Annotated in this window: 11 protein-coding genes; 4 read left to right on the top strand and 7 right to left on the bottom strand. The window is 46.0% G+C overall.

The window, feature by feature from the left end:
* Positions 1-71 precede the first annotated feature (71 nt).
* Positions 72-4154: a PAS domain S-box protein gene (locus tag ACFOEK_RS17950; protein WP_386722853.1), complete on the top strand. Its 4083-nt coding sequence runs from the start codon at positions 72-74 to the stop codon at positions 4152-4154.
* Positions 4155-4746: 592 nt separating this feature from the next.
* Complete coding sequence (locus ACFOEK_RS17945; protein ID WP_386722852.1) at positions 4747-5058, top strand: c-type cytochrome; 312 nt, start codon at positions 4747-4749, stop codon at positions 5056-5058.
* A 70-nt stretch (positions 5059-5128) separates the two neighbouring features.
* On the opposite strand, the gene ACFOEK_RS17940 is transcribed toward ACFOEK_RS17945, so the two are convergent.
* From ACFOEK_RS17940 to glpK, 5 genes are all read right to left on the bottom strand, one after another.
* Positions 5129-7030 (bottom strand): hybrid sensor histidine kinase/response regulator, encoded by a 1902-nt coding sequence (locus tag ACFOEK_RS17940; protein ID WP_386722851.1) that lies wholly within the window; start codon positions 7028-7030, stop codon positions 5129-5131.
* Positions 7031-7043: 13 nt separating this feature from the next.
* Positions 7044-8165, bottom strand: a complete 1122-nt coding sequence (locus tag ACFOEK_RS17935) for a response regulator (RefSeq protein WP_386722850.1) — start codon at positions 8163-8165, stop codon at positions 7044-7046.
* A gap of 243 nt (positions 8166-8408) precedes the next feature.
* Entirely contained in the window at positions 8409-8750 is a 342-nt protein-coding gene (locus ACFOEK_RS17930; RefSeq protein ID WP_386722849.1) for a glutaredoxin family protein, read from the bottom strand.
* Positions 8751-8906: 156 nt separating this feature from the next.
* Complete coding sequence (locus ACFOEK_RS17925; RefSeq protein WP_386722848.1) at positions 8907-9077, bottom strand: hypothetical protein; 171 nt, start codon at positions 9075-9077, stop codon at positions 8907-8909.
* A 218-nt stretch (positions 9078-9295) separates the two neighbouring features.
* Positions 9296-10789 carry a glycerol kinase GlpK gene (gene glpK, locus ACFOEK_RS17920; RefSeq protein ID WP_386722847.1) on the bottom strand — a complete coding sequence of 498 codons (1494 nt, stop codon included), beginning with the start codon at positions 10787-10789 and terminating at the stop codon, positions 9296-9298.
* A 206-nt stretch (positions 10790-10995) separates the two neighbouring features.
* On the opposite strand from glpK, the gene ACFOEK_RS17915 reads away from it, so the two are divergent.
* Together ACFOEK_RS17915 and glpD are read left to right on the top strand one after the other, a co-directional pair.
* Positions 10996-11751, top strand: a complete 756-nt coding sequence (locus ACFOEK_RS17915) for a DeoR/GlpR family transcriptional regulator (protein ID WP_386722846.1) — start codon at positions 10996-10998, stop codon at positions 11749-11751.
* 222 nt (positions 11752-11973) lie between these two features.
* Positions 11974-13506, top strand: coding sequence for a glycerol-3-phosphate dehydrogenase (glpD, locus tag ACFOEK_RS17910; protein WP_386722845.1), 1533 nt, complete (start codon positions 11974-11976; stop codon positions 13504-13506).
* A gap of 150 nt (positions 13507-13656) precedes the next feature.
* On the opposite strand, the gene ACFOEK_RS17905 is transcribed toward glpD, so the two are convergent.
* Both ACFOEK_RS17905 and ACFOEK_RS17900 read right to left on the bottom strand, forming a co-directional pair.
* Entirely contained in the window at positions 13657-14454 is a 798-nt protein-coding gene (locus tag ACFOEK_RS17905) for a crotonase/enoyl-CoA hydratase family protein (protein ID WP_386722844.1), read from the bottom strand.
* Positions 14455-14632: 178 nt separating this feature from the next.
* A complete protein-coding gene (locus ACFOEK_RS17900; protein WP_386722843.1) occupies positions 14633-15049 on the bottom strand; it encodes a hypothetical protein in 417 nt (138 codons plus the stop codon).
* Between the last annotated feature and the right edge of the window lie 62 nt (positions 15050-15111).

Here is a 15111-nt window from a genome sequence, read left to right as displayed (position 1 = left end):
CTTAATCGGGGCTATGGTTAAGGAATACCTTCATTCCTTAACACCAACCCTAGAGCAAGAGCTTAGCTTCTATGATGTCGAGCCTCGGCAAACAACTGACACGTTTTATGGGCAACCTGCCCTATATTCAAAAGTTTGCGGCCCTGATCATCGTCTTCTGCATCCCACTGATTGTGTGCTGCACGCTGCTTTATACTGAATATAAACAACGCATCGCCTTCACCGAACGGGAACTTCACGGCAGTGAATATCTGAACGCCATCTCAAGCTTCCAGCATATTCTCTATCACTTAGAGTTTCACCCATATCAAACAATGCATAGCCACAAAGCGACCAATGTAGATCATGAAACCAACCCTCAGATCCTGCTCAAAACAGCGTCTGATCGCTTCTATCAATTACAACAAATCAATGATCGCCATGGCGAAACACTGGCAGTAAACCACCTCTTTATCGACATTGAGAAGTTGTGGATGCTCTACAAACAAAACCTAATCGACGCGCTCAAACCATCCGACTGGCAACGCACCTACACTTTTGAATTTCATCGAGAGCTCGGAAAGCTCGTCCGTAAAATCGGTGATAACTCCAACCTGATACTCGATCCTCATCTCGGCAGTTATTACCTGATGACAACGGTCTTGATTACCTTACGAGACATCCAAACCACGCTGATTGAGATCGAGCGCGCCTTTCACCTTGAGATGGAATATCTTAAAAAGAACAGTTCGGCCCCGTCCTACGCCTATCAAAAGCAACAAGAAGCCATCATCTTACTCAAGGACAATCAGCTAAAACTGGTCAGGGAACTTTATACCGCCTTTGAGCACTCAGATTCTGAGCAAACCGAACAAACCATTGCACCCAAAGTCAAAGAAATTGAACAATTAATCCAAGAGTTAATCCCGCTGTTACGAACCTCACACAAGGCTCGCAGCGCACAAATCATCGAGATTGATGAACAACTGACACAAACCATAGATAAGTCGTTCTTGCTATGGGACACCACCAATCGTCAACTGCAACACACGTTAAGTGAACGTATTGAAGCGACACATCTCAAGTTCGTACTCTTCACCATAACCACCCTAGTCGCCTTAACCATTGCCATCGCGCTGATTTACGGTTTTTATCAGTCGGTCATCAAAACCGTTCTTTATCTCGATCAAGCCACATCCCTGCTACTTAAAGGCAATCTCGAACACCCTATAGAGATTCACACCAAAGACGAATTGAGTCTGGTGGTTCGAGGCTTTAACCAAATCATGATCCGGCTCAAAGCCGAATGGCTGAATGCCAGGGCAGAAACAGATCGTGCTCGCCAAGCAGAACTGGAAGCACAAGCAGAACATGAAAAATCACGCACCTTGGCCTTGATCGCCAGTCGAACTACTAACGGTATCATCATCACCGACAGAAACGGCCGTGTTCAATGGTTGAACGACGGCTTTGAATACATCTCCGGTTATTCCCTGGCCGACATGCAAGGAAAAAAGCCTGGTGAGGTACTGCAGGGCGAAGACACCTGCCAAGATACGGTTAATCGCATACGCGCTATGATCCAAGCCCAACAAGGAGTGGAAGCAGATCTGATCAATTACAAGAAGAACGGCGAAAAGTATTGGGTGCATCTCAACATCCAACCGTTGTTTAACGAACACGGTCTGGTCGATCAATTCATGGCCATTGAAAGCGACATCACTGAACGGAAACACATTGAACAGGCACTGCAAAAAAGTGAAAAACTCTTTAAAGGCATCTTCAACTCTGCCCCGGACTGCGTCATTGGTGTCGACAGTCACAATAAGATTCTCTTCGCAAACCCCGCCACCGAGGTGCTATTCGGTTATGAACAAACCGAATTGATTCATTTTCAGCTCGATAAACTATTGCCTCGTGAAAATAGAAAACAACACTGGCAGTACATGAAACGTTTTTCTGAAAATGCCTTACCCCAGTTGCAGATGACCAATCGCCAAGTCAACGCACTCAAGAAAGACGGCTCGCAGTTCCCTATTGAGGTCTCGATTTCAAAGGTGCAACTCGACGACCAAGTGATCTTCACCGCCATTCTCCGTGATGTAACCCAGCAACGAAAATATGAGAAGCAACTTCAAGATGCCGTGGCTGTAACCAAGAGTATCCTCGATGCCTCGACGTTAGTTGCCATGATTGCCACCAACCCAGAGGGCATTGTCACCGTGTTTAATTCCGGTGCAGAAAAAATGCTTGGCTACCAGGCCGACGAGTTCATCGGCGTTCAGACGCCGGCCATTCTGCACGAGGAAGAAGAAGTCATCCAACGAGGAAAGGAACTGTCAGAAGAATTAGGGGTGCCCATTGAAGGCTTTGAAACGTTCGTCGCTTTGGCCCGCCGAGGCAAATATGAAGAACGCGAATGGACCTATGTCCGTAAAAACGGCGAACGCTTAACGGTGAGTCTTAGCATTACCGCCATCCGAAATTCGGACGATGACATCACCGGCTTCTTGGGCGTTGCCAAAGACATCACCGAAAGCCGACTCACACTGGAACGACTCGAAGAAGAAACTCAGCGTGCTAACCAGTTAGCCGAACAAGCCAAAGCAGCCAACATTGCGAAAAGTCAGTTCCTGGCCAACATGAGCCACGAAATTCGTACACCTATGAATGGCGTACTGGGCATGAGTCAACTGCTCAAACTCACCAAGCTTGACCATAAGCAACAAGAGTATCTCGGTGCCATTCAGTCCTCCGGAGAAATGTTGCTTACCGTGCTTAATGACATTCTAGATTTTTCTAAAATCGAAGCGGGCAAACTCACCATAGAAGCAATTGAGTTCGATCTATTTAAAGAAATCACTCAAATCGCCAAACTCTTTAACAGTCTTGCTGACAATAAAGGGCTGGAACTCATTTTGAAACTCCCTGTTTCTGGAGCGCGATATTTCCGAGGCGACATCACCCGCATCAAACAAGTCATCACCAATCTTGTAAGCAATGCCATCAAGTTTACGACTCAAGGACACATTCTGATGGAAGTTAGCGTTACCGCAAGTGCCCAGAATAATCACAGGGTTGAAGTCTCAGTTCATGACACAGGCATAGGGATTCCCAAGGCTAAATTAAAAGGTTTATTTCAGGAATTCACACAAGTGGATGCTTCTACCACTCGTAAGTATGGAGGTACTGGCTTAGGGCTATCCATCTCCAGAAAACTCATCGAACTTATGGGTGGGCAACTGCACGCCGATTCTAAAGAAGGCCACGGCAGCCGTTTTTGGTTTGAACTGGAATTACCGGATGCTCCAGCCGCCTTGCTTGATCACAGCCAGCGCAATAAAACGACTCTCGCAGGAATGGCCCAGTTGAAAGATCTTGATGTTTTAGTTATTGATGACAACGAGATCAACCTAACCATCTTCGAAGAACACCTTCTCCATTGGCAAATGCGCCCTGTTACATGTAACGAATCCTCTCGTCTCTTTAACGAGATTCAGCATCAGGATTTTGATCTACTGATTTTGGATTACATGATGCCTGAAGTCAGTGGCGCAGACATTATTCAGCGGATTCGCGCCGAAGATCACGCTTTCCCGATCGTGTTGGTATCGTCCGCCGACGTCGAACACCTCAATCTCAGAGAAGATCCGAATCTCAGATATTTAATGAAACCTCTGGATGCCGATCATTTATTGGATGAATTGGTAAATCTGGTGACACATCAAAGCCCTCATCAACAAAAACCAGACGATCAACACTCTGAACCATCGCACTCGTTTTCTGGTCGTGTGCTGTTGGTGGAAGACACGCTAATCAATCAAATGCTCGGCCAGGAATTACTGAACAAACTGGGCCTTACTGTGGATTTGGCGGAAAATGGTCAAGAAGCGCTGGAGATGGTCATCGCCAATCAGTACGATCTGGTATTCATGGATTGTTTAATGCCCGTGATGGACGGCTATCAAAGCACACGAAAAATACGCATCTCTGAAGCAGATTCCGACCGTCATACCCCGATTTGCGCCCTTACCGCCAACGCGTTGGACGATGCAAAATATAAATGCCAGGCTGCTGGAATGGACGATTTTGTCAGCAAACCTTTTAAACACAATGAACTGATCGGCGTATTAACTAAGTGGCTCACGGTAGAAAATCAAAACAGCTCTGAATGAAGTGTCTAATCCGGACTCAAAACTCAGATAAATTTCCGATAAAAATCACCTTGAAATCGTGAAATTTTAGGCACTATTAACAAGTCAAGTACTTGACAATATCTTTATCAATAATAATTGATGCTTTTATAACCTTCCAAAGGAAAGCATATAAGCCTTTGATTTTATTATGTATTTTAAAATAGACTATTTTAGCATCTATTTACGGGACTCGGCTTAAAACGGGCGTTTGAGAGATTTCCACAGAACTTACACACAAAGTTATCCACAATTACTGTGCATAAGTAAAATGTGTCATTTAACAGCCGGTTATTCACATCGTTTGTGACTAAAGAACCACTGATTATTCAGTAACGATCGAACTTACTCAGCAGCCAACAAACAGAGTAGACCAAACTAGGGAAAAGACCAGGGAATCTCTACGAAGCTCGCCTTGTTCTAACACTTTTCTAGCGCCCGCTGAGCTAGAGCGGACTTGTTCAGAGGTTCCCTAGGGAACCTCGATAAAAAAGACGCTATGCCTACCTTCGGAGATCGGCTACTCTTTGGACTGCGTATAACAAAACAACACGCAATGATTAGGAGATTTTTCATGGAAATAAAAACACTGGTAGCAGCCTTGGTAATGACCACTGCAAGCATCACAGCGCAAGCAGCTGACATTAATGCCGGTAAGGCAAAAGCCGCTGTATGTGCATCTTGCCACGGAGCGGACGGACATGCAGCCATTCCGACGTACCCTCATTTAGCAGGCCAGAATGCCGCTTACCTAGAAGCCGCATTGAAAGCCTACAAGGCAGGACAGCGCACCAGTCCTCAAGCTGCAATTATGAAAAGCATGGCCATGCCATTGAGCGATGACGACATTAAAAACCTGGCCGCCTATTACAGCAGCTTGAAATAGAAAATTTCACCGAAGACCGCGTAAGCCATGCTATGCGGTCTTTACCCCCGTCTTATTTTGTAAAATGCCTTCAACTTAATTCCCGGAGTATCCGTTCCAAGGCAACAAAATCAATCGGCTTAGTATGAATCATATAAATACCCGCATATTCACACGCCTCACGAGTTTCATAACGCCCATCAGCCGTCACCGCAATGATCGGAATATGACATACCAGATCATTTGAATTCAGCATGATCGCCAATTCAAGGCCACTCATGTCCGGTAAACTCATATCAAGTAGGATTACGTCAGGCAAACACTGTTGCGCCAACTGCATGGCCTCAAAGCCATTGCTCGCAATGCTGATAATCCAATGAGGTCGTTTACTGACAAACTGCTGCATCAGAACCACATTGCTGTTGTTATCCTCCACATACAAAACATGCAATGGCTTGGTGCCACCATATCCAGCCTGTAATTCTTGATAATCTTGTGGCACGTTATCCGTATCCGCTTCCACTATAGGCAAGATCACATCGAACTGACTGCCTTCCTGCTCTTGACTGCGAAACGCTATCCGCCCGCCCATGGCTTCAATCAGTCGTCGAGATAACACCAACCCGATGCCAGTGCCTGGCACGCCTGACGCTTCATAGCCCAATCGATTAAAAGGCTTGAACAAATAGCCTTGTTTATCTTCCGGGATTCCTACCCCTGTGTCTTTAATGCGAATACGCACCTGATTCGGCTCCAACACTTGTACAGACACTTGAATGCATCCCTGAATTACATTGTACTTCACGGCGTTATCCAGGAAATTCAGAAAGACCTGTTTCAAGCGAGTCCTATCGGCCATCACTGATACAGATACATCAGGATAACGCTTACTTAAAGACAGTTGCTTTGAGGATAATTCAATGGAAGATAAGTGAATGGCCTCCTCTAACACTGACACCACATCCGTAATGACTGGGCTTTGAGACAAATGGCCTGACTCAATCCGAGCCAAATCGAGAATATCTTCTATCAAACGTTTCAGATAATGCCCGGCTTCGTGAATATAGTGTACAGAATCCAACTGATCCGAAGTCAGCGCACTGTCTTCTTTCAATAAATAGGTAAAACCCAACACCGAGTTTAACGGCGTCCGTAATTCATGACTCATGTTTGCCAGAAATTCGGTCTTCGCGCGATTAGCCAATTCGGCCCGTTTACTTTCTTTCAGTAAGCGAGCTTTTGAACGTTTGAGTTCAGTGATATCCAAAGAAAACGAAGTGACAAATTCCACCTTTCCCTGAGCATTTTTTACCGGCGAAAACTGAGTATCAAACTCTCGTCCCGCAAACGAATGCGTAAAACGCTCAGCCTGACCATGAGCATATACTTCGGAAATTAGTTGCCCATGCTGGAAGGCGCTTTCTTCTTGGAATAAGTCCGACCAGTGTCGTCCAACAATCGCCCCCGACGAGACTCCTCCCAATAAGGCTTCAGCGGACTGGTTAGCCATCAGAATTCGTCCGGACGGATCAAATACCATAATCAGCTCTTCCGGTGAGTTCAGTACGCCGTCCAATAGTTGCTCGTGGCGGGACATCCTGTCCTGTACCAGATACTGAGCCGACAAATCCTTCACCAAGCCTGTGAAGAAGTGCTCCCCCGCAACAATACAATGATCAATGGAAAGATGGATCGGAAAGACACGACCACTCTTATGCATTCCCTGAGTTTCACGCCCCCGACCGATGACCTCAGCCTCTCGCGTCTCTAAAAAGCGAGCGATGTAGCCATCATGTTGAGCCGCAATATCTGGAGGCATCAAACAATTCACCGATTGCCCTTCCAACGCACTCGGTGACCAGCCAAATACGTGCTCCACCGCAGGATTGGCAATAACAATGTTCCCTTCCTGATTAATCACCATGCAGGGATCAGTGACCGTATTCAGTAAGCTCTGGATCAAACTGGACTTAGGATTGGAATCGAACAGCATGAACGAACAGCCTTTAATCCAAGACTTTACGAAGCGTGGCCGATGCCTCTATTAACTCTCGCTCAAAGTCGTCGGTTTGCTCATATAAATCATCGAGTCTTGAGTGCTGCTCTTTGACTTTCTGAATCAAAGACGCCTCTTGTTCTTGAGATAGACCTAAGAACATCATGTGTTCTTCCAACTCGTTCATGACACTGTCTACGCTGCTTTTCAGGGTATCCACAAAGGAGCTAAAGCCTGAGTCCATTCGTGTGATCGAGCTATCAATCAAACCAATGCCTGAAGTTAGTAAGGCGCGTTTATGCTTCTCTGCCTGATGAACAACGTCGAGACTTTTTACCTTTTCTTCTACGACCGTAACAGCGATCGCTAAGTGATCCCGAAGACGCCCCAAAACGGTTTCATTCGCGGGCATATTCTTAATGAGAATCGAGGTACGCGGCGAGTTAAACATATAGAGGTGTTTATGAGCGACGATGCGTGCCGCACCGTTGCCCTGTTCAAACAGCTCGCGCTCAAGCGGACTGATCACGCCACTGGGCGAATAGTACTGATTCCCCATCTCTTCACTGCGAAAAGCTATCGCCCCCGATAGGTCAAAGGACTTCAACATACTCAGTAAGTGATTGGCCACTTCATGGTAGTCAGAGGTTTGAAGCGAATGCACCAGAAAATCCAATACTCGCCCCATTTCACTGCTACTGGTCATTGCCGTAAAGGCCGCACTCTGAGCTTGCGCTGCAAAATTCTTTGCGGCGACCAACTTTTGTCGAACCACGGAGTTTGCATCAATTTTGGCTTTCAACTCCGTAGGGTCAAAAGGCTTACACACATAATCATCACCGCCAGCGGCGTAACCTTCCAAACGCTCATCAAGCGAGGTCAGCGCCGATAAGAAAATCACTCCGACATTATCTTTTTCGGTGTCCTCACGCAGTACTCGACAAAAATCGTAGCCGTTCTGACCCGGCATATTTACGTCCAGCAGAATGATGTCCGGGCTGAATTCATTGAGTTTGAGCCAGCCTTCCTCGGCATTCATGGCCAAATCCAGATCGAAATGTGGAGACAACACCTTATTGATTAAGGCTTGATTGGGCGGAGTATCATCAATTGAAAGCACTTTTACCGTCACAGCCAACCTCTCTTAGCTCTATTAACTCTATGGTCAAGAACTAAGTATGGTCCAACTCCAACAATGCTCAACTTACTGTTTTTAGAGGATTTTACTTTTTTGTGTGAGTTATCGATGAATTTACAGGTGCCATAGTCTTACAGGTGCCTCACTCAACGCAAAAACTAAAAAAGCAGAGCAATCCACCAAATCAGTTAGTGGGTTGTTCCGCTTGAAACACCTTAACGAAAGGCATCATGATCACTAGAGATGAAATACGTTGGAATAATCTTTCTCACTAAACCCGGACACTTTACGGTCACCAACTACCAAATAAGGAATCCCTTCACCGCCATCGGCTTCAAATTGATCGATATAATCATCAGATTTGTCTAAATCCAGTTCAGTAAAGCGAATATTGTGTTCATTCATAAATGCTTTCGCTTTTTTACAGTAACCACACCATTCCGCAGAATATAAAACCGCATTACTTTCTATCTTATTTTGATTAAGAGAGACAGGCTCTTTAGCCATGCTATTGGCCGAGAAAGCGACAGCTAAAATAGCCGTACTTTTGCCCAAATAGTTAAAAAAGAACTGCATCATGTAGTACTACTCACCGAACTGAATTCAAGATGAGCAAACTGTATATTTTTTAACCAACACAAACATTAGTAGTTTTGTTAATTATGTAAGAATTTGTAAACAAAAAACCACTGGTGTATTGCCAGTGGTTTTTAAATCAGAACACTAAGGTCTGTACTATTGAAGGCAATCCAAGTCGCGTTTACGATCAGCTTTCTTCATAAATTTGCACGCTGGGTTTGCTTGATCTACTGCAGTGAAGCCAGTTTGATGAACTTCTTGTGCCGTTGAAATGGTAGCGAAAGAAGCAAAAGCAATGGCAAAAATTGTTGAAGTAATGGTTTTCATAATATCCCCCTAACCTTATCGGTTATCAATTTTCTGTTATTTAACTGTCAGAAGATTAGAGGGAAAATCAGTCTTTATGGTTCAGGCTTTTATAAGACCAATTGTTCATAATATAATCAGAAAACAGTCTAACTCGATATGGAACTTAACTGTTTTCTCTTCGACTAATTTGCGTTTTTCCGCGTTAGCCTGCAATACACTGAGGTTTAACGAATTTCTTATGAAGCAGGTTTACTCTTGACCCGCTCTACCGCATCCAGCCAACCACGGTATAAGGTAACACGCTGATCTTCTTCCATAGAAACATCGAAAGAGCGTTCACAAAACCAAAGGTCACTGATTTCTTCCAGGGATTCAAAAATACCCACCTGCATTCCCGCCAGATAAGCGACACCTAATGCGGTGGTCTCAGTGATCTCTGGGCGCTCAACACGTGCATCTAGGATATTTGCCAAAAATTGCACCAACCAGTTGTTTTTCACCATGCCACCATCAACGCGTAATGTCGTTGGTTTAGCAGCACCATCGGCTTCCATCGCTTTCATCAGGTCTTTGGTTTGATAGCACACCGACTGCAAACCCGCCTGAACAATTTCAGCAATGCCAGTATCACGCGTTAACCCAAAGATGGCACCACGCGCGTTTGGATCCCAATAGGGCGCACCCAAACCGGTAAATGCCGGTACTAGGTAAGCTCCGGATTCATCGTTGGCTTTTTCTGCCAAGGCTTCGGTTTCCCGTGCATGTTCGATCAAACGCAGACCATCACGCAACCACTGTACAGCGGCACCGGCGATGAAAATGCTGCCTTCAATGGCGTACGTCACTTCACCGTTTAGGCGATAACCGACTGTGGTCAATAATCGGTTCTCCGATTTCACCGCTTTATTCCCCGTATTCAGCACCAGGAAACAGCCGGTGCCATAGGTACTTTTCGCCATTCCCGGTTTGAAGCAGGCTTGACCAAATAACGCCGCTTGCTGGTCACCCGCCATGCCGGTAATAGGAATTTCACCGTCGAACAAATGAGAGGAGGTTTTACCGAAATCCGCGCTGCAATCCATCACTTCAGGCAACATTTGCTCTGGTACACCAAATAGTTCCAGCAGTTCCTTATCCCACTCTTGGGTGTGGATATTAAATAACATCGTCCGAGAAGCATTGGTGGCATCGGTTTTATGAGACTCACCTTCGGTCAAACGCCACAATAAGAAGCTGTCGATGGTGCCAAACAACAACTCACCCGCTTCAGCTTTCTCTTTTGCACCGTCCACATGATCAAGAATCCAACGAATTTTCGTTGCCGAGAAATAAGGATCAATCAACAAGCCGGTTTTATCGACAATCTTCTCTTCGAAGCCTTGCTGTCGAATGGTTTCACAAAAGTCCGCCGTTCTGCGATCTTGCCAAACAATTGCGTTATAAATTGGCTCGCCGGTTTGCTTATCCCAGACCACGGTGGTTTCACGCTGATTGGTGATACCAATGGCTGAAATATCAGACGCCGATAATCGTCCCTTCTTTAATGCACCACGACATACGCTCAAGGTCGTTTGCCAGATTTCCTCTGCATTGTGCTCAACCCAACCATCGTGCGGGAAGATTTGATTAAACTCTTGCTGATCACTCCACAACGGACGTCCTTTATGATCAAACACGATGGCACGCGAACTGGTCGTGCCTTGGTCAATGGCAAGAATATACTGAGACATGAGCGTTCCTTTCACTTTCTATAAATGCGGTCGTTACTTTATTATTGTTCACCTGGATGGGAAAACACCATCACTTGGACTATTTTCGTTTGCGAACATAATACTTCATAATAACGAAAAAAACGCGCATCGATTCATATATTGAGTAAACCGCAGGCATATTAAACACGCCTCCGGGTTGGAACAACTTTTTAAGGGTCTACTGAATGGCAAAGCAAACTCGACATGAACTTATCTTAAAGCTGGTGCAAGAATACGGTTACATCAGCAATGAAGAGCTTGCCAACCGTTGTCAGGTCACCCCTCAAACGATCCGCCGTGACCTTAATGAACTGGCCGACAACCAACAATTGTCACGCCATCACGGCGGTGCGGGCACCAACACCAGCATTGCCAACGCCACCTATTCACAACGCCGAATCATGCAGCATGATCAAAAAGCGCGTATTGCCACAGCCATTGCTCAACAGATTCCGAATTTCTCATCTTTATTTATCAATATCGGAACCACCACCGAAGAAGTAGCCAAGGCATTACTCAAGCACACAGGTCTGCAAGTCATTACTAACAACCTCAACGTAGCCAATATCCTGAGCGAAAAAGAAGATTTCGATGTTTTAATTGCTGGCGGCACGGTCCGAAAAGACGGCGGTATTGTTGGTCAAGGCACCGAAGATTTCGTTAACCAATTCAAAGTCGACTATGGCATTCTTGGCATCAGTGGCATTGATGAAGACGGCTCATTACTGGATTACGATTATCGAGAAGTGCGCGTATCCCAAGCCATTATCAAGAACTCACGACAAGTCCTACTGGCTGCCGACCATACTAAATTCGGTCGTAACGCTACCATTCGCCTCGGCAACATCACCGAAGTTCATCAAGTCTTTACCGATCAGGCAACGCCGGCTGGCATCCAAGCACTCTTAAATGAACATCAAGTCAGCGTTACCCTGTGCTGATTGACTAAGAACACAGAACAACTCCTTTATACCTTTCAGATTCAGCAAAGTATTTCGTTCACTTAAGCACACTTCCAACCGAAAAATGTTCGCTTTCGAATAGAAATGTTTACTTTCGAACCTTTTATTGATTATTATGCTTTCGAAACAACAAATACGAACACACAAAGGTGTCTGACAGTCCTTTTATTCAGTCGCCTAACTACCCAGAAGTGCGACTCTATGAATACTCAAACCTTTGATTTAGTCATTGTTGGCGGTGGTATTAACGGTGCAGGCATAGCAGCAGATGCCGCAGGACGCGGGCTGTCGGTCTATCTTTGCGAGCAAAAAGACTTCGCTTCCGCGACGTCTTCAGCCAGCAGCAAGCTGATTCATGGAGGATTACGCTATCTGGAGCACTACGAGTTTCGCCTGGTAAAAGAAGCGCTAAAAGAACGTGAAGTGCTGCTCGAAATTGCGCCGCACTTAGTAAAGCCAATGCGCTTTATCTTGCCGCACCAACCGCATTTGCGCCCTGCCTGGATGATCCGCAGTGGTTTATTCCTGTACGATCACCTAGGTAAACGCGAGAAGTTGCAAGGCTCTCATAAAGTCAAGTTCCGTGGTGAATCGTCACTGGATGACAAGATTAAGAAAGGCTTTGAATACGCCGATTGCTGGGTAGACGATGCTCGACTGGTGGTAACTAACCTACTTTCCGCCCAGGAAAACGGTGCCGTCATTCGAAATCAAACCCGTTGTATTGATGCCAAACGCGAGGATGGCCTTTGGCACTGCGTTATGGAAGAAACGGCCATGGACGGCACTCCTCTGGAAGGCGGCAAAAGCAAACAATACACAATCAAAGCAAAAGCCTTGGTAAATGCCGCTGGCCCATGGGTAGCCAGCTTCATTAAAGACCAAATCGAAACCAAGTCACCTTACGGTATTCGCCTGATTAAAGGCAGTCATATCGTGGTTCCAAGGATTCATAACGGTGATGAAGCTTTCATTCTTCAAAACGAAGATCAACGTATTGTGTTTGTGATTCCGTACCTCGATAAATACTCACTGGTTGGTACAACCGACGTCGAATATAAAGGCGACCCGGCAAAGGTAGCGATTTCCTCAGACGAAGTCGATTATCTATTGGCAGTTACCAACAAACACTTCAAACGCCAGCTCACACCTGCCGATTTGATATGGACTTATTCCGGTGTTCGTCCGCTATGCGACGACGAATCCGATAACCCTTCGGCGATTACCCGTGACTATACATTGGCGATGACAGAATCTGAAACCACACCTTTGTTGTCGATATTTGGCGGTAAAATCACCACTTATCGTAAGCTGGCAGAAGCCGCCATGGAAAAGCTGGCACCTTACTTCCCAGATATGAGCCAAGCTTGGACCAAAACCAAGTCTCTGCCTGGCGGAAACTTCCCGCATGGCAAAGCGCAATTCAAGCTTATGCTGGAAGAGCGCTACCCATGGTTGCGTGAAGACACCATCAATCGCTACGCCGATGCTTATGGCACTTTAGCCATGAAGTTTTTGGACACCGTACGTTCGCCGGAAGACATGGGCACACACTTTGGTCACGGCCTGTATTCCTGTGAAGTGGATTACCTGGTTCGAAATGAGTGGGTGACGTCAGCCAAAGACTTATTGTGGCGTCGTACGAAAATGGGGCTGTTCCTGGATCACCAGCAACAGAATCATTTGAATTACTATCTGGAAAAGCATTACCACATGCGACCTAAGTTTCAGTAACTCTCATTGGCTTAACGAATATAGACGTAAGTCATAAACGAATTAGCAAGTTTCGGCACCTGGTAAGCAGTCACGACGCTTACTATGCCATTCCTGGCTGCTCAGTTCCCCGGCCGAGCAGCCTTTCTTTTTTCTGAACTCAAAGCGCCATTAACGTCCGCTAAATGTTGGAACGCGTTTTTCCAGAAACGCTGCCACCGCCTCTTGATGGTCTTCTGTCTGATGCAACAAGGATTGCACCTGCGCTGACGCCTCTAACACCTCATCCAACGAGGCCGACCGGGATAATCTCATTAATTTCTTAGTTTCTCTAAGGGCTTGAGGTGGATTCGCAGCAATACGATGTGCCAACGCCAGTGCTTCCGTCATTAACGCTTCATGCGCCACAACGGTTGAAACCATTCCCCATTCCAGTGCCTGTTGTGCAGAAATCATATCACCGGTGAAGGCCATTTCCGCAGCACGCGCGTAACCTGCCACACGCGGTAAAAACCACGCACCGCCATCCCCAGGAATAATCCCCAGTTTGACAAAGCTCTCAGAGAAACACGCCTTGTCGCTGGCAATACGAATGTCCGCCATCATCGCCAAATCACAGCCCGCCCCTACCGCAGCACCGTTGACCGCAGCAATCACAGGCACATCCAGCTGATAAATGGCGCGAGGAATGCGTTGGATGCCAGTACGATAATTCTCAGCCAAGATTTCAGGCTCACCCGCAAACATACCGGATTTTTCTTTCATATGCTGAAGGTTTCCACCCGATGAGAAGCCCTTGCCTTCGCCCGTAATAATCAAGACGCTGACACTCGGATTCTGCTGAATTTCAGCACACAGAGACTCAATCGCCTCAATCATTTCGGGTTCAGAGATGGGGTTTCTAAGTTCAGGTAAATTCAATCTGGCCGTGACAATTGGCCCATCGTAACGAACAAGTAAGCAAGACATGAATTAATTCCACACAAGGCTGAATTACGGAGACTCGACAGGTCAAACTCACTCATTCTATGAGTTCAATCCCGGCATTTCGGAATAGCTTAGCATGGACAGGAATCAGGAATCTCTAGGGAACCTCGATCTCAATAAAAAGATCAAGAAATACAGGCGTCAAAGAATATAGAACGAATTAAGAACCCGTTAGACTTTCAGGTTCAGAAGTCGAAGATTCCAGTTTTTGATGCAACCATTCCAACGCGTGAGTTTCGTCAGTGAAGACTTCAATCTCCAAACCGGACTCCCCCAAGTACTGAGCGACCAAATGCTGCATTAACGAAGAATCACTGACAACCGCTAACCAACGACAGTTATTTTGAGCACACCAGGTAAACTGGGCACCAATACGAGCCATCACTTCAGGAGAAGCCGCTTCGAATTGTTGCAGAACTTCCATGATTGCCCAAGGCTGATCTTTGATATGCACTACTTCTCTGGCAAAGGTTTGCTCATATTCTTGAGCACCTTCCATGTTGAAGCCACCTTGAGGACGACAAACAAACAACTGCCCTTCGCGTGTAATATCAGTATGACCATGCTGCTTTGCCATAAAGACCTCTTCAACTCATCTACATCATCAAGTTTAGGTGATAACACCTACTTTTTGTAATG

This window comes from Litoribrevibacter euphylliae (assembly GCF_042646085.1).
Classification (GTDB): Bacteria; Pseudomonadota; Gammaproteobacteria; order Pseudomonadales; family Litoribrevibacteraceae; genus Litoribrevibacter; species Litoribrevibacter euphylliae.
The sequence above is the reverse complement of the archived record's forward strand: the minus strand, read 5'-3'. Positions and strand labels throughout refer to the sequence as shown.